Raw genomic sequence first — 14,658 nt, forward strand, 5'->3', positions numbered from 1 at the left:
GCCATCGCGGACGAGCGAAGTCGCTACATGGTGTCGGCAGTGAATGGGACGCTGATATACGCTCTGCCATCCGGTTGAGCTATCGCATGCACGCCACAGACCCGGATGAGGGCGAACGCAGTCCGGCCCAGCACCAACATGTCGTCATGGGTCTCCCACTCGCAGCGTCGGTTCCACAGCAGGCGCATTTGCGATACGAGTTCCCCGATCGCGGCTACGAAGATAGGATCGGCGGCCTGCAATTCGGCGGCAACGTCACATTCTTCGTCGGAAGTGCCATCGAGATGGCCGAAGAGGTATGACGCCATCCGTAGCGGCTCCAGAGCCGCTCCGCCCACTTCCTGCAAAACGCGCTCGACATCTCCATGGGTCCGGTATGAACGGATGGCCTCACGGGCATGCGTACGCGCATCGTTCAGGCGGGAAGTCAGGTTCTCTCGGAAGCGCTGTTCCTCGTTCCGCGCGAGACGCGCCGAGATGCGACAAACGGCGTATTCACACCAGAAGGCTTCGGCGAATTGGCGCTCGAGGAGGCGGACGTACCCCGCAGGCGTCTGGTCGAGCAGGATGCCAGGAAATTGTCGTTCCCGAGCGGCATTCTCTTCCACATGCGCGCATTCATGCGCGACGATGGCGAGGGCCACCCGGAAGTCCTCCATATTGCGCTCGTCCTCGGCGAGAGCCAGAACACAGACGGGATCGGCCAATAACACGATATGGGTTTTGATCTCTTCTCCACGCTTGACCACGACCGCTTTGCCAACGCCGATCAACCCCTCATCATTGGTGCGTTCCTCCGGGCGCAGACCTTCGATGCCTCGATCGAGCTCACGCAACGCCGCATCGAAGTCAACGGCGATCGTGATGCCGTCGAGCGTACTGATGTCAATATAGCGCCCGATCTCGCGGACAAGCGCGATCATTCCCTGACCGAGGCACTCAGCGCCGTAGTGATTTTGGATACCGTGGACACTCACAGAAATCGCTGGGAGCGTTGATGGAATTTCGCCCTCGTTGGCATCATCGCTCGTGTCTATGGTGTCCCCCTGTTCATGATCTGCCCCGTCATTTAGTCACCGAATGGCTGTAAGTTAAGAGGACGGCGACAGGACGCCAGTCCGGCCCGATCCACGTCCGAGGTCGGTTACTGTGAAGCCTACGAGTTCGGCTGTGGTCGATGAAACCAGCTCATCGCGTTTGCGCAATCCATTGCAAAACGCCGAGCGCAGTCCGAAAGGTACTTTCATTCCGGCAATAGATCAGCGGCGGGCGCCCATCGAGCTTGCCATCCACCGTTTGCCTCACGACACGCGCAGCGCCATCTCCAAAGAGTTTCCTGGCCTCGTCCTCCAGCTTCGATCGCCACTCTGCGGCGACGCGTTCCAAACGTCGCGTCTGCGCAAACCTCCTCAAGGCCTCTTCAGCCAGCCCGAGCCCGGTATAGTTTGTCTCGGCGAGGTCGAGCGGAAGGATCCCGCTCTGATCGGCAAGCGGTGTACGAAAGAAATCGGCGCGATCCTGGTCATCCAAGGCCTGTTCACCGAGCCTGATCAGCGATTGCCGGCGACCATCCGCTTCGTCTGCCGCACGTTTTGCCTTGGCCTTCGCCTCGTTCGCGGCCCTTAAGGATGTCGCCTCCTTCACGGCGCGTTCAGCAGGTAGTCCGTGCAGATTGCGCGGCGATGCGCTGCTTCGCAGGTCCAAGACTTCGAGGAGCCTTTCCAGGTCGCTATCGATCGTGGTGTCGGTTTCGATTGTCTCCTTGCGCGGCCTTCCGCTTTCCGTTTCGGCCATCTGCCACCAGGAATCGACCGTCATCAATGCGCGATCTTCGTCTGGAATTAGGTCTAGGATGCGGGACACAAGGTTCGAGATGCTATTCTGTCGCTCGTTTTTCCTCTGCTCGGTTACTTCCCAATCGCGCCACCGTTCAGCCAGGCCGGTCTTCAGCGCGAACGAGAGGTGCTGTTGGTCCGCCAGGCCTGCCGTGGTCAAAGCCTGGAGATATCGATGCACGGCCTCCCAGGGTGTGAGGAACTCACGGTCAAGCTTGCGCATCGCATCGGCAAGGTCTTTTGTCAGCTGGACGAAGTCGCTGTGGACGTATCCCTCTTCGAGAAGGCGGGAGACGATATGGTCTGTAGCGAGGAAGCGATGATGATAGAGCCTTGGCCGCAGAATTGTCGCGAGGACAATCGATCGCCAGGTCTCGGACCGGACCGTGAAGCAACCACTTCCTCCGATCCGGATTCCGAGATGTTCGCGCAATCCCAGAGCACGCAGCGCGGCGAGGTCCTTGATTCGCAGCTTTTGCTCGTTGGCGTGCTGGCGAACTCGGCCATAAGCCTCGATCTTGCGCCTCGCACTTGATGCCAGCCGCTTGGCGGCGGCATCGACGTCTCGTCGTTCGCGCAGCCGCATGTCCTCGAGCGCACTCTCGATCTTCGCGTTGAACAGCCAGACGCGTGGCGCGGTCGAGACGACGGCCATCCGCACATCGTCGCGTGGGGTGTTGCGGGGCACGGAGGACATATCGATCTCGACGGCGGCCGTTCCCAGTCGCTTCAGGCGGGCAATCTTCTCCTCTCCGCAAGGGTGGGTCACGGCGATCTCGACAAAGAGATCCAGATCGTCAACCTGGAGACGGACGTCTGGTATCAACTCGACATGGTCGCGGAATTCGAGCGTTACATGTGCGAAAACGATTTCGCGCTCTTCGCCGATCAGCCTTTCGTAGCTGCCGTGTGCAGCGAACTCGCGCGGAACGGTGAGCCGCAACTCATCCCGGATGATTCCTTGCAAAGGATATGCAGCGCAGTTTCCGGACCGCCTCCGCATGCAGGCCCATGATGGGCGAAGTGCGCCGCCTTCAGGTCGTCCTTGAGGTGCGCGACCAGCACCCCCTTGCAGTGCGGGCAGATCAAGCCGCAGGCAAGGCCCCGACGCGCCTCTGAGATGTGGAAAAGCTTTTCCTTTTCAGAATCCCAGCCGTAAACGAGGCGCGCACTGTCATCGCCGTACTGGCGGCGGATTTCCGGGTTGTCGTGGCCCTGATGAATCGACATTGCCGGATAGTACCCGCCATCATGTGATGGCTGCTAGCTCGAAACAGGCAGCCACACGGTGGTCGGCGCGCCCTGCAGCAAAGCTTTCAGCACCGCTTCCGTCGAACAAGCGGTTGCAAAAGCACGAGGTCGCTCTGGGCGGACAGCTTCGAACTGGCGGGCCGCACCCGTGCTGAACCGCGCCGATATGGTCCACTACGCGGTTGATGACCCGGATTTCTATCCGGCGCTGAAATCTGACCTTGATCTGGCAGCCTGTCTGAAGCAGGCCGTTAGCCGTAAGTAGATATCGGGGAAAAAGGAGGATGGATGCGCAAAGTCCCGCAATGGGAATTTGATTTCTACGCCTTGTCGCTCCCGCGCGGCCACGACTTCGGTGCCGAACCGCCGGTCGCGGCCTGGGGCGGTTCGGACAGTCACAGCTGTGGTATCGTCACGCACAACGCTGCCGCCGACGCATTCAACACCATTCTCATGCGACGGCGGGTGGACTCGGTCTGGACCGTCACACGGCAGGAAAGCAGCTTCGCAAGTATCGACGCCGCGCGGGATGCTCTGGAGCCCTTTCTCGTTGAAGGTCAGCCGCCTGAGCCAATGCCCGCCGGAGCCATTCGTCGTCCGTCGCTGTTCGATTTGGCCGGACGGGAGCCGAGCGAGGTGTTTAGATTGCTTGCCACGACGGAGCGTCAGCCCGCTGCGTGGGCATTGAACCAGCTTTATCTCGCCATGCCGAAGCCTGACCGGAACTGGGCTAGTGACTGCCAGACCACCAATTTTCACACGCGCCTATGGGAAGCGCACCTTCTCGCGTCATTTCGGGAGCAAGGACTGCTTGTCGAACAGCCGTTTGAATCGCCGGATTTCCATATTGCGAATCGCCTAGGCGAGGAGGCCTGGGTCGAGGCCGTCACCGCTAATCCGCGCCATACAATCACGTTAACGCGCCCTTCGCGGATGTGCCCACCGAAAGAGAAGAGATATTCTTCGGCACGGCCGCACTACGATTCGCCAAAACCATCGGAAATAAGCTTGAACGACGATACGATCAGCTTCCTCATGTCATTGGAAAACCGTTCATGCTGGCAGTCGCGGATTTTCATGCATCCGGTTCGATGATGTGGAGCCGCGAAGGCTTGATTGGCTATTTGCAGGGCTCAGGCGCAACTGTGGCCGAGGTGGACGGTCGAAAACAAGCTGTGCCAATGCCGGCTGAGTATCTGCTCGGGCCAGCGCAGTTCCCGGCGGGGCTTTTCGCCAATGATCGCCACGCCGAACTATCGGCTGTCATCTCTTCTAATGCCTGCTCGATCTCCAAGCTCAATCGGGTCGCGATCTCCGGCGGCGGTGCGGCTGACGGTTATCGCTACACAAGACTAGGACATTTCTTCGACCGAACGCCCGGCTCCCTGCGGGGCATACCGTTCTGCCTCGACGTCACCGGCGACGAGTATCGAGGGCTCTGGCCGCACGGCTATGAGCCGTGGACGGCGGAGATTGAGGTTTTTCATAATCCCTTCGCGCGCCATCCAGTCTCCTTCGATTTGTTGCCTGAAGCGCAACATTGGTTCGAAGAGAACGGTGAATGGTTATGCAGCTCGGTTTATGAGACGCCGATCTTATGGTCGCAAACTCTAATCACGAACGCGAATAAGCCGGCACCAAAGCTGCAAGCTGAGGTTTCATGGGTAAGTTCCTTCTGCCGCTTAGCGAATACAACCGCATCTATCAGGTGACCCATGGCGTGCTTCTGGGCGTACCTGACGCGACTGCCGAGAGAGCATGCCTCTTCTTTGCGGCCGTCGGCGGCTATGTTCTCAACCAGTGCTATAAAATCAGAGCGCAGATTGTGGGCGGTGCGTTCTGCTTTTGCTTGGGTGACGGCGGCAGCGAGGTTGCCACCTTCGGGAAATTGGAGGATGGGCAGCTGGTGTCCGGGCACGATGCATTCCACGTGTGGCTCCAGACCGACACTCATATTATCGACTTCATGGCTCCGATCTATCGAGAGGCATTTGCTGATTACCCGAAATCAGCCGACCTGCCTCGCAAGATGATGCAACGGCGCCTGGATGAAGAAGCTCCCGACCTCAATGCCTTGGTGCACACCGGCGATTTTCGGTATTATCCGGATTCGGCTCTGACGGACAAATTGCTCGACGGTTTTCTCGCCAAGCGGTTCAACGAGGACCTGATCAAAGTTGCGATGGCCTGGTACGGAAAACGGCGCGCGAAACAGATGCCGACCTTCGCGATGCAAGACGAGAAAGGCCGTGTAACCCGGCTGTCACTTGCCGCGACCGTCGCCACCAGCTCTTGGTAATCGGCGCGGTGTCCAATCGGAGCATTGATCGGTGTGTTGGTGTGCACGGCCGATTCCCGCTTGTCCACTGTCCCGGGACTGAGGACAAGGCTGGAGAACGGCGGTTGCGAACGGCATGCCGAGCGGATGCCGTGGAAACGGTCGACTCGCCGCCGAGACCAACCAGTTTGCAGCCGTGATCGTTGACACTCAGCTCGTGTGATGATTAGGTGTCCTCTGTCCGAGGACAGAGGACATGATGAAGGGCCAGGATGTTGTCGTTCTGCTCAAGCTGGCGAGCTTGGAGGACGATGCAAAGGATATCGGTGACGAATCTACGCCGGTCGGGCTAGCCGCGGGCGAGGATCCCTATTCTGTGCGCGGCCTCGAGGCAGCCCTCGGAATCAGCAAGACGGAGATCGGCGCTTCGCTCAAGCGCAGCATTGCGGCCGGCCTCGCGATCAAGGACAGGAAGACAGAGCGGCCTAAACCGAGCCGGCGCGATCTGCGCGAGTTCATCGTCCACGGTCTGAAATTCGTCTTTCCGGCGAAACCAGGCGCCATGCAGCGCGGGTTGCCGACGGCGTTCGCCGCCCCCGTGCTACGTGAATCCCTGCACAGCGCAGGCAATCTCATCTGCGTTTGGCCCTACGCGCATGCAAAAGAAATGGGTCAGTCGGTCGACCCGCTGTTCAAAAGCGTGCCGGAGGCCTGCGAGAAAGACAAGCGGCTCTACGCCTATCTGGCGCTCATCGACGCGATCCGCGTCGGCAATCAGCGCGAAAGCAAGCTCGCCGCCGAACTGCTCGTACAGAGGCTGGGATGACAGTCCAGGGACAGTTAAAGGCCATGTTGAAGGCCGTCGCCGAGGCACTCGGCGAGGAGTTGCGCGCGCGCCTGGTCTTCGTCGGCGGCTGCACGACCGCGCTCTACATTACTGACCCCATCGTTCTCGAAGGGGTGAGAGCGACCGATGATGTCGACCTTATCGTCGATCTCGCTGGTTTCGCAGAATGGGTCGAGCTGACGGAGCGCTTGCGCGCACGCGGTTTCACCGAGGCGGCTGACGATTCCGTCATCTGCCGTATGAAACTCGGCGAGCTCAAGGTCGACTTCATGCCGGACGACGAGGCGATCCTGGGGTTCAGCAATCGCTGGTACGCAAAGGGGATCGCGACGGCCGTGCCAGAACAGCTGGAGGAGGCGCTCGAGATCCGGCGCCTCACGCCGCAGCTGTTTGTCGCGACCAAGTTGGAGGCATATCGCGGACGCGGCGAAGGCGATCTCATAGCCAGCCCCGATGCCGAGGACATTCTGCTTCTGGTCGACGGGCGGGAGGAGATCGTCGAGGAAATCGCAAACGGCGAGCCGGAGATCCGGGCCTACATCGCCGAACAGGTTGCTGCGCTGCTCGCTGATCCAAATTTCGACCATTTCCTGGAGGGAAACATTCGCGGACCAGCGGGACGTACCGACATCGTTTACGACCGGCTGGTCGCGATCAGCACGCTGGATACGCGCTGACATGACCTTGGTAATCCGATGGCACTGTCGGCAAGGCACGCGGACGGTTGACAACCGAGACCACGCCGGCATCGGTATCCGCGGTGATGCCGTCTTGGCCATCGTTCTCGATGGATCGACATCGGGTTCGGCCAGCGGCGATTTTGCTCGCGAAATTGCGCGCCGCATGGTCGACTGGTTCGTAACCGCGGCTGAACAGGTAACCGCCGACGCTCTGATCGCACAGCTTCGCATGACCCACGCGGTGCTCGCGATGGAATTTCGCACAGATTCGGCCAGCTATGCCCTTCTGCACTTTGAAGCGACGCGCCCGGCGCTGGTGCTGCATGCAGGCGATTGTCTGGTAGGCCGACACGCGGAGGATGGAAGGATCGCATGGCTGATACAGCCCCACACGCTCGCAAATCCGCTGTTGCCCGTGGCGATCGAGAGTCTCGCGAAAGACCCCGCGCGTCACAGGCTCACGCGCAGTTTCCGCTCGAAGCGCTTCATTGCTCCTGATCTGAATTCGTTCCAACTCGACGATCGGCCACTGCTGCTTGCGACCGACGGCTTCTGGGCGGAACTTGATCCGCACCAGCAGGTCGACTTCATCGAAAGGCGTGTTGGGATGGTCGAACATGACCGCGACGATTGCGGCGCTCTCTCGATTTTGCGCGGTAAGTCTGGATCTGGGATTGAGCTCATCGACGCCGAGGCGGCGCCCAACCTCTATGTGGCGGCGCACAAGCCAAGTTTACGTCGATAGCGCGCAGGAGAGCGGCAATGGTTAGCGATCTGCTCGGTATTTTCCGTGGAGAGGGTTGGTGCCGCGGCCGCCAGAATCGTTCCAATGACCAGCTTTGAGCTACATAATCCCCCACGCGCGAAACCTTCCCCTCCCCGTCATCTCGCGAAGGCCGAGCTCGCCGATAAGATTGAGCGCGCCCTGCTTCGAGACTTTTAGCACCTCTTGGATCATACCGGTCGAGACGATCGGCCGCGAGAGCACGAATTCGACCAGGTCGGCCAGTTTCGAGCTGGTGCGCCGTTGTTTGAGCCGCCGTTCCATCTGGCTTTTCGCCATCACCAGCCGATCGTGTTCCTTCAGGCCAGCCAGCGTCGCCTCATGGATTCCATCGAGTGAGGCCAGCAGCCGATCGCCGCGATTGTACGCTCGCCGCCGCTCCCGCGGAATGTTTTTGGCGCCGAGATGCAGGCAGGCGAGATGGTGGGCGGCAAGGCCTTCCTGCCGCAGCAGCGCGGCGACCAGCAGCGGTCCGAGCCAGGCACCATGCTGCAGCACTTCGATGTCCGACCAGGCTTCGAGCAGGATCGCCGCGCGCAACACCGCCGGCAACTCCCGCGTCTCAGCGAGGACGGCCTGCCATTCGGCGAGCCGTTCTTCTTCATTCCAGTCGAGATCGTAGATCAGGTCCGGCCGCTCGTCCGAACGCGGCGTCCTCGCCGGCACGTCGGCGCCGCTGAGGATCTTTGATGAGCGTGCCAGGATGGCATCGATCTCGGCAAATTCTTCAGCCAGAAGATCGTCCTCAGCGTCATCGTGAATATCGGCTTGAACGGGGCTGGCTTTAGCCCCCTCCCCTTCCCGGCCTTTTTGTCCCGATGCCGGCATCGCGCCACCCCGGCCGGTCAGGGCCAAAAACCCGTCGCGGCTTAGCGCCCAGTCCGGCTTCTGCGACAAAATTCGCCGGCGGACGCGTAAGACGGCATGCGCACGGGTGAGCTCGTGGGTCGGGGTGCGGACGTCCATGTGGGCGTCGTGCAGGACGAGGTCCTCGAGGTGGACGAGTTCGCCTTCGAGCCAGAGCGCGGCGGCCGCATCGGCAAATGCTGGCGCTCGACAAAACCGTCGCGGACGGGGGAACGAGCCAGCCGCTCGTCAAGGCGGGCCAAGGCTTCGGTCGCTGTCGCTTTTACTTCCCGATTTCAAACAGGGAAAAGTCAGGTGTTGTTTAGGTTTAGGCGCTACGACAGCCCCGATTTTTCGCTAACGATTTCACTGACTGCTCGATTTGCCGCACCGATTGCACAACCGCAAAGCCGCACCCGGCACGTCGCATTCCGACGAAGCATGGTCGGCGGCACGTCGTCTCGCTCGCGAGCTCGACAGGATTCTCGACGGTTCGGGGCCAAGACGCGCGGCAATCAACCGGGCCGCGGCCGAGGTGCGCCTCTCGACCCGCCAAGTCTACAATCTGCTGGCGCGCTACCGCAAAGATCGGACCGTGACGTCGCTGCTGCCCCAGTTGGATGGCAGCCGCAAGAAGCGCCTCGATCAAGGCATCGAGGCGATCATTGCGACGACGTTGCGAGAGCGGTGGCTCGTACTGGAGGCTCCGCCGCTCGCTCCCGTCGTGGCCGAGATTCGCGCTCGCTGCGAAGAGGCCGGCTTGGCCGCTCCGTCCTATCTCACGGTCGCCGGCCGGAGACCCGGGCTGTTCAGCCCCGAGGAGATCGCGAGGAAACGGTCCGCCAATCCGAAGCATCTCCAGCGGCTCAAACCGCGGCCAGGATATATCCATGCGGCGCGCCCGCTCGATGTCTGCCAGATCGATCACACGCCCACCGACATCAACTTCGTGGAGGTCGTCGACGGCGGCGGAACGTTCATCGGCCGGGCATATCTCACGATCGTCACCGACGTGGCCACCCGCTGCATTCTTGGCTTCTGCCTCACCCTCGAGAAGCCGTCGGCGCTGTCGGTCGCGCTCTGCCTGGCGCACGCCATGTGTCCAAGGGAGGCATGGTTAGCCGCGCGCGGCATCGAGCATGGATGGCCGATGTTCGGTCGACCACGGTCGCTCGTCACCGACTCAGCCAAGGAGTTCAAAGGGAATGCCTTCCAGCGCGGGTGCGAGGACTACGGCATTCGGATCCACTACCGGGATCGCGGCCGCGTCCACCAGGGCGGCGTGGTCGAAAGGCTGCTCGGGAAGCTCAACGCCGTTCTTGCGACGCAGCCCGGCTCTACCGGCAGATCCGTGGCGGACCGCGACGAATATCCCGCAGAGCGCCGAGCCCGTCTCTGCTTCGCCGATCTGGAGCGATGCGTCGTGCTCGCGGTGATCGACCATAACCTTCAGCAAAACGCGAGGACGTTGAAGGTGCCGGCGACACAATGGAACCGGCTGGCGCACGATTTGCCCCGCTTCGACGATGATCCTATACGGGTCTTGCTGGCATTCATGCCTGGGACGGAGAGGCGCATCTCGCCGCAGGGTGTCAGCATGTTCGCGTTGGACTATTTTTCACCGTGGCTGGGCAGCCTCGTCCCGCAGCGGGACCGGCTCGGCCGGCTCGAGGTGCGATACGACCCTCGCGACATCAGCCACATCTACATCCGGGATCCCGACACACGAGCGTTCCGGCCGGTGGCGAGAAGAGACGGGATCACCACACCGACGACGCTATGGGAGCACGAAGGTGACCGTGCTCATAGACGTGCCGCAAACGCCCGATCGGATGTAGAGAAGGTGACGCTTCGCCGCCGGATCGCGGAAATAGCGGGTGGGCAGAAGCCTTCAAAGGCGGACGTGCGCGATGCCGTCCGTCGAGCACACGCGGCCGAAGCGCCCAAACCCTATGATTCGATGCGTCCGGCGACGCCAGCGCCTGCCGAGCATCCGATACGCCAGAAACGCCGTCTGCCGGTCGAGGATTGGTGACGTGGTGGACCATCTGCTCGACCACGTTCGCCCGGTTCTTGACCGCAGCATGGAAGAGCGGATCGCCTATATCCAGGCGCCGCGATGGATCGGACATCAGGTGGCAGTCCAAGCGCATGAACGCCTTGCCGAGTTGCTGTCCCGGCCGCCGGCGTTGCGGACCCGAGGCGTGATGCTCGTCGGACCCTATGCCAACGGCAAGACGATGATCGCCGAACGGTTTGCTGTCGAACATCTGAGAACCGCCGAGCAGCAGCGGGTGTGGGTGGTCCAGACGCGTGAGGGTGCGGGCCTCGCCCATTTCTATGGAAGCATCCTCGAGGCATTGCGAGCGCCAACCGGCATGGGTCGTGGTGTCGGCCGCAAAGCCGAGCAAATCGATCGCCTGTTCGACAGCGTGAAGCCCAGGATGCTGATCTTCGACGAATTCCACAATGCGCTGCGGGGCCGATCGCGGGACGTCGAGGCGGTTTTTGCCTTCCTCAGAAGGATCGGCCGCCAGTTCGACATTTCACCGATTCTGATCGGTGAGGTCGCCGTGTACGACTTCATCAACCAGACCGCCGAAATGGCGACCCGATTCGACCTGCATGCGGTGCCGCGATGGCAATATGGCGAGGAGTTTCTCGCGCTGCTCGACAGCCTCGAAGCCTCCATGCCGCTCGCCCGCGCTTCCGATCTCTCGGATGAACCGATGGCGCGGATGATCTTCCAGATCTCCGAGGGCCTGATCCGCGAGATCGTGGCGATCGTCTCTGCGGCGGCCGTGGCGGCGGCAAGATTTGGCGCGGAGCGGATAACGAAAACGGGCATCGAGGCGCTGCGCTACATCCCCGTCTGGGGTCAGAACAAGAGCTGCTCAGAATCTTGCGCTAAGGTCGAACGGAGAGTGAACGCCCGGATGTTCGCTGTGGATACGCCATTTGCCTCCTGTACCGTTAGGCCGCTTTGGACGGAGGCTTTGCCACGACCTTTCTGGAGTGGAGTGGAAAGTGGCCCGACGAGCGCTTCTCAAAGAACACGAGCGAAAGACGATATTCGACATTCCGGTCGATGAAGACAGTCTGATCCGCCACTATTCTCTTTCGCCCGCCGATTTGCTGGAAATCCAGCTACGGCGCCGTGAACACAATCAGCTCGGCTTTGCGATCCAACTTTGCCTGATGCGCTACCCCGGCCGGCCACTGTTGCCTAACGAGGTTCCGCCGAAAGCGATGCTCGACTATGTTGCCGGGCAAGTAGGCGCAAGCTCGACCGCATTCAGGTTATATGCCCGTCGTGAGGAAACCCGCAGCAATCACATTGCTCACCTTCTGGGTTATCTGCAGAAGCGAAACGCAACAGCCGAAGATCGGCGTGCCGCATTGCTGTCGGCAATCGAGATGGCCTCAACAACAGACGCGGGTGCTTCGATGGCTGGCGCCATTGTAGCGGACTTCCGCAATCGAAATTCGCTACTCCCGGCAGCCACCATCATTGAGCGGATGGGGATCGCGGCGCGGGCTATTGCCCGGCGACGGGCAGAGAGGGCGCTGATCGAAGCGATACCAGCTGATCGGCTTGCATTATTGGACGGGCTGTTGGAGGTTGACCAGACGATCGGTCAAACGCGCTTTCATTGGCTGAGATCCGCGCCAGAAGCGCCTGGCGCGTCAAATCTAGTCGGACTGACCGAGCGGATCACGTTTCTGCGGGCGCTGGAGATCGACCCCGCACTACAGATCCGCATTTCTTCGGGACGTTGGGATCAGATGATCCGCGAAGGCAATGCCACGCCAGCGTGGCTGGCCAACGACTTCAACGCCAGTCGCCGTCACGCTTTGATCGTGGCTCAAGTCATCAAACTCGGCCAGAAGCTTACCGATGATGCCGTGACGATGTTTATCAAGTTGATGGGGAGGCTGTTCTCGCAAGCCAACAGCCGCAAGAAGCAGCGGCACATGGACAGTCGGCCGGACGCCACCAAGGCGCTACGGATGTTCCTCGACACCATCACAGCGCTGCAATCGGCGAACGATTATGGCCGGAATGCACTGGAGGTTCTCGACCAGAAAGTTGGCTGGCATCGACTGCTTCGGATGAAGCCGGAGCTCGAGTCCTTGGTCGAGGTCAGCGAGGCATCACCCTTGACCGTGGCAGCCGAACAATATCCGACCGTCAACAAGTACGCCGGCGTCTTCTCTGCAGGCATTCACGTTCCGCTCGGCGCGCCGCTACGACCCGCTTCTTGCAGCGGTCGGGGTGCTGAAGCGGCTCTATTCGGAGAAGCGTCGGACATTGCCGGAGACCGTCCCAGTCACTCACCTCAGCCAGACAGATCGCAAGCTGATATTCGGGCAAGATAAGCCCAATCGCCGCCTATATGAGATTGCGACGTTAGCGGCATTGCGAGACAGGCTTCGATCCGCTGACATCTGGGTCGACGGCAGCCGATCCTTCCGGCCGATCGACGAGCATTTGATGCCACGATCAACGTTCATCACAATGAAGGAGCAGGATCGTCTCGGACTGGGCGTACAAGGTGATGCCGCCGTGTGGCTAACGGAAGCGCGGCAGATGCTCGACTTCAACCTGAAGCGGCTGGCACACAGAACGCGTTCCGGAAAGCTTGAAGGTGTTCGTCTTGAAGGGGGAACGTTGATCGTCACGCCGAATGCCGGTGAGGTGCCGGCGGCGGCCGAAGAATGATGACTATGTGCCACCAGGCCAACAGGAAGGCGTCGCCGATGAAAGGCGCTAAGATGGGCTAAGGCCCTAACATAGGCCTCCTGCAAGATGTCCTCGGCCTCGGCGTCACTGCACAATAGGCCACGCGCAATGCGGTAGAGCGGTAAGCGACTGGTTATGAGTTTTGATAATGGGGTGGAAGGCATCCGCCTCGCGTCAAATGGCGCGCACCAGCGCGATGGTGGCGGCCATGCCATCATCGGTCCTAGCAAGGGCGACCGTGGGCATCGCGGACTTTCTCATCGCGACCCGGTCTCTACTTGAACAGTATTCATCCGAAGATTGGATGCGCCTGCCGGCAGAAGGGTCCGACCTGCGATGTTCGGATGGCCCCTATGCTGCTACTTTGAGCGGCGGCTCGTCTGCCGTTTGCAGGTGCATCGCCGCCGCCAGCAGGTCGGTCTGGGTGATCAGGCCGAGGATGCGCTGCTCGGCATTGACGATGACGACGGCATGGCTGCGGCCGTCAGTGAGCACGGAAAGGAGGCTCATCGCCGTTGTGTCGGGCGAGTCGTTGCCCGCTTTCGACATCACGCCCTTGACCGTGTCGGTCGCTCGCGTCAGCTCGCGCAGACCGACGGCGCCGACCAGCTTTGCCTCGGCATCGACCACTGGCAACGTGCGGGCGTTGTGGTCGAGAAGCTGCTTTCGGGCCTCGTCGGCGGTGGCATTTTCCGGCACCGAAATCACGTCGCGGGCCATGCTGTCCCGGCAAAGCAGCGGTCGGTGTGAGCGCACCATTGCCTGCAGCTCGACCTGCTGCAGCAACCTCTCGAGGTCCTCGCGTTCGATGTCGAATTTTGCGACAGAACCCTCGCGTTTCACCAAAACATCACCCCCATCCTGACGCCTTAGGGCGATCTCATCGACTCGCCTGAGCTGCCACACACGAGTTCGCCGGGAACGTTGTTGATTGAGGAATAGCAGGTCCATTTGGACATTGCCTGAACCGTCTTCTGCTCACACGGCATACACCACGACGATGCCGCTCGTGACCTGCCATGAGAGCCCCCCTCCCGAGACGGCCTGCCGGTGGGGCTTCCTTACGGGCAGCCGATGTCCTATTGCAGCAAATCGCCCCGAAGCTGCCCGCAGCCGCTCGTCGCCATCCACCGCGCCCGCGCCAAGTGCGACGCCCAGGCCCGACGTGCCCGTTCCGGCTGGCGCTCTGGGTCAATGTTCAAGGTGGCTCGTGCCACCTTGCCCCAGTCAGCGCCCTCGGCCTCCGCGAACAGCAGGACTGCGTAGGTCGGGAGGTGCGCCATGTCGTAAGGCGTGACCTCGTCCAAATCGGGTGCCTCACTATCGATCCACGTCCCTCGTCCGGTGGAGGCGCGTCGATATAGCGGCCAATCGAGGCCAGGTGTGCCACGAT

At 61.1% G+C, this 14,658-nt stretch carries 11 protein-coding genes and 4 pseudogenes; 9 read left to right on the forward strand and 6 right to left on the reverse strand.

Features of this window, described 5'->3' with window-relative positions:
* Positions 1–23 precede the first annotated feature (23 nt).
* The 3 genes from ACZ89F_RS24455 to ACZ89F_RS24465 form a co-directional block, all read right to left on the reverse strand.
* Positions 24–923, reverse strand: a complete 900-nt coding sequence (locus ACZ89F_RS24455; protein WP_476094576.1) for a hypothetical protein — start codon at positions 921–923, stop codon at positions 24–26.
* A 265-nt stretch (positions 924–1,188) separates the two neighbouring features.
* On the reverse strand, positions 1,189–2,778 hold the full coding sequence (locus ACZ89F_RS24460) for a hypothetical protein (protein WP_476094577.1): 1,590 nt from the start codon (positions 2,776–2,778) through the stop codon (positions 1,189–1,191).
* Positions 2,724–3,065 (reverse strand): competence protein CoiA family protein, encoded by a 342-nt coding sequence (locus tag ACZ89F_RS24465; RefSeq protein ID WP_476094578.1) that lies wholly within the window; start codon positions 3,063–3,065, stop codon positions 2,724–2,726. Before ACZ89F_RS24465 ends, ACZ89F_RS24460 begins: the two co-directional genes overlap by 55 nt.
* 309 nt (positions 3,066–3,374) lie before the next feature.
* Between ACZ89F_RS24465 and ACZ89F_RS24470 the strand changes: the two genes are divergently transcribed.
* The 6 genes from ACZ89F_RS24470 (at position 3,375) to ACZ89F_RS24495 (ending at position 7,636) form a co-directional block, all read left to right on the forward strand.
* A complete protein-coding gene (locus tag ACZ89F_RS24470) occupies positions 3,375–4,181 on the forward strand; it encodes a hypothetical protein (protein WP_476094579.1) in 807 nt (268 codons plus the stop codon).
* The gene (locus ACZ89F_RS24475; protein ID WP_476094581.1) at positions 4,142–4,798 is read left to right on the forward strand and encodes a hypothetical protein; all 657 of its coding nucleotides are present in this window, start codon (positions 4,142–4,144) and stop codon (positions 4,796–4,798) included. The genes ACZ89F_RS24470 and ACZ89F_RS24475 overlap by 40 nt, the downstream gene beginning before the upstream one ends.
* Positions 4,747–5,385, forward strand: coding sequence for a DUF2026 family protein (locus tag ACZ89F_RS24480; RefSeq protein WP_476094583.1), 639 nt, complete (start codon positions 4,747–4,749; stop codon positions 5,383–5,385). Before ACZ89F_RS24475 ends, ACZ89F_RS24480 begins: the two co-directional genes overlap by 52 nt.
* 355 nt (positions 5,386–5,740) lie before the next feature.
* On the forward strand, positions 5,741–6,190 hold the full coding sequence (locus ACZ89F_RS24485) for a hypothetical protein (RefSeq protein WP_476094584.1): 450 nt from the start codon (positions 5,741–5,743) through the stop codon (positions 6,188–6,190).
* A 23-nt stretch (positions 6,191–6,213) separates the two neighbouring features.
* Complete coding sequence (locus ACZ89F_RS24490) at positions 6,214–6,888, forward strand: hypothetical protein (protein ID WP_476094585.1); 675 nt, start codon at positions 6,214–6,216, stop codon at positions 6,886–6,888.
* Position 6,889: 1 nt separating this feature from the next.
* On the forward strand, positions 6,890–7,636 hold the full coding sequence (locus tag ACZ89F_RS24495) for a hypothetical protein (protein ID WP_476094586.1): 747 nt from the start codon (positions 6,890–6,892) through the stop codon (positions 7,634–7,636).
* Between the two features lie 99 nt (positions 7,637–7,735).
* Here the strand turns inward: ACZ89F_RS24495 and ACZ89F_RS24500 are convergent.
* Positions 7,736–8,802: pseudogene (locus ACZ89F_RS24500) on the reverse strand (RHE_PE00001 family protein); the annotation flags it as partial.
* A gap of 101 nt (positions 8,803–8,903) precedes the next feature.
* On the opposite strand from ACZ89F_RS24500, the gene ACZ89F_RS24505 reads away from it, so the two are divergent.
* The 3 genes and pseudogenes from ACZ89F_RS24505 to ACZ89F_RS24515 form a co-directional block, all read left to right on the forward strand.
* A complete protein-coding gene (locus ACZ89F_RS24505) occupies positions 8,904–10,556 on the forward strand; it encodes a transposase (protein WP_476094588.1) in 1,653 nt (550 codons plus the stop codon).
* A 1-nt stretch (position 10,557) separates the two neighbouring features.
* A pseudogene (locus tag ACZ89F_RS24510) lies at positions 10,558–11,394 on the forward strand (TniB family NTP-binding protein); the annotation flags it as partial.
* Between the two features lie 154 nt (positions 11,395–11,548).
* Positions 11,549–13,241: pseudogene (locus ACZ89F_RS24515) on the forward strand (DUF4158 domain-containing protein); the annotation flags it as partial.
* A gap of 89 nt (positions 13,242–13,330) precedes the next feature.
* Here the strand turns inward: ACZ89F_RS24515 and ACZ89F_RS24520 are convergent.
* Both ACZ89F_RS24520 and ACZ89F_RS24525 read right to left on the reverse strand, forming a co-directional pair.
* Positions 13,331–13,483, reverse strand: a pseudogene (locus tag ACZ89F_RS24520) (hypothetical protein); the annotation flags it as partial.
* Positions 13,484–13,616: 133 nt separating this feature from the next.
* The gene (locus ACZ89F_RS24525; protein WP_476094590.1) at positions 13,617–14,216 is read right to left on the reverse strand and encodes a CBS domain-containing protein; all 600 of its coding nucleotides are present in this window, start codon (positions 14,214–14,216) and stop codon (positions 13,617–13,619) included.
* Between the last annotated feature and the right edge of the window lie 442 nt (positions 14,217–14,658).

The organism is Mesorhizobium sp. USDA 3734, assembly GCF_056279665.1.

Bases quoted from the DNA above. Each gene is read 5' to 3' on its own strand.
- ACZ89F_RS24455 (WP_476094576.1), bottom strand. From the start codon at position 923: ATGATCGCGCTTGTCCGCGAGATCGGGCGCTATATTGACATCAGTACG.
- ACZ89F_RS24465 (WP_476094578.1), bottom strand. From the start codon at position 3,065: ATGTCGATTCATCAGGGCCACGACAACCCGGAAATCCGCCGCCAGTAC.
- ACZ89F_RS24470 (WP_476094579.1), top strand. From the start codon at position 3,375: ATGCGCAAAGTCCCGCAATGGGAATTTGATTTCTACGCCTTGTCGCTC.
- ACZ89F_RS24475 (WP_476094581.1), top strand. From the start codon at position 4,142: ATGCTGGCAGTCGCGGATTTTCATGCATCCGGTTCGATGATGTGGAGC.
- ACZ89F_RS24480 (WP_476094583.1), top strand. From the start codon at position 4,747: ATGGGTAAGTTCCTTCTGCCGCTTAGCGAATACAACCGCATCTATCAG.
- ACZ89F_RS24490 (WP_476094585.1), top strand. From the start codon at position 6,214: ATGTTGAAGGCCGTCGCCGAGGCACTCGGCGAGGAGTTGCGCGCGCGC.
- ACZ89F_RS24495 (WP_476094586.1), top strand. From the start codon at position 6,890: ATGACCTTGGTAATCCGATGGCACTGTCGGCAAGGCACGCGGACGGTT.
- ACZ89F_RS24525 (WP_476094590.1), bottom strand. From the start codon at position 14,216: ATGGACCTGCTATTCCTCAATCAACAACGTTCCCGGCGAACTCGTGTG.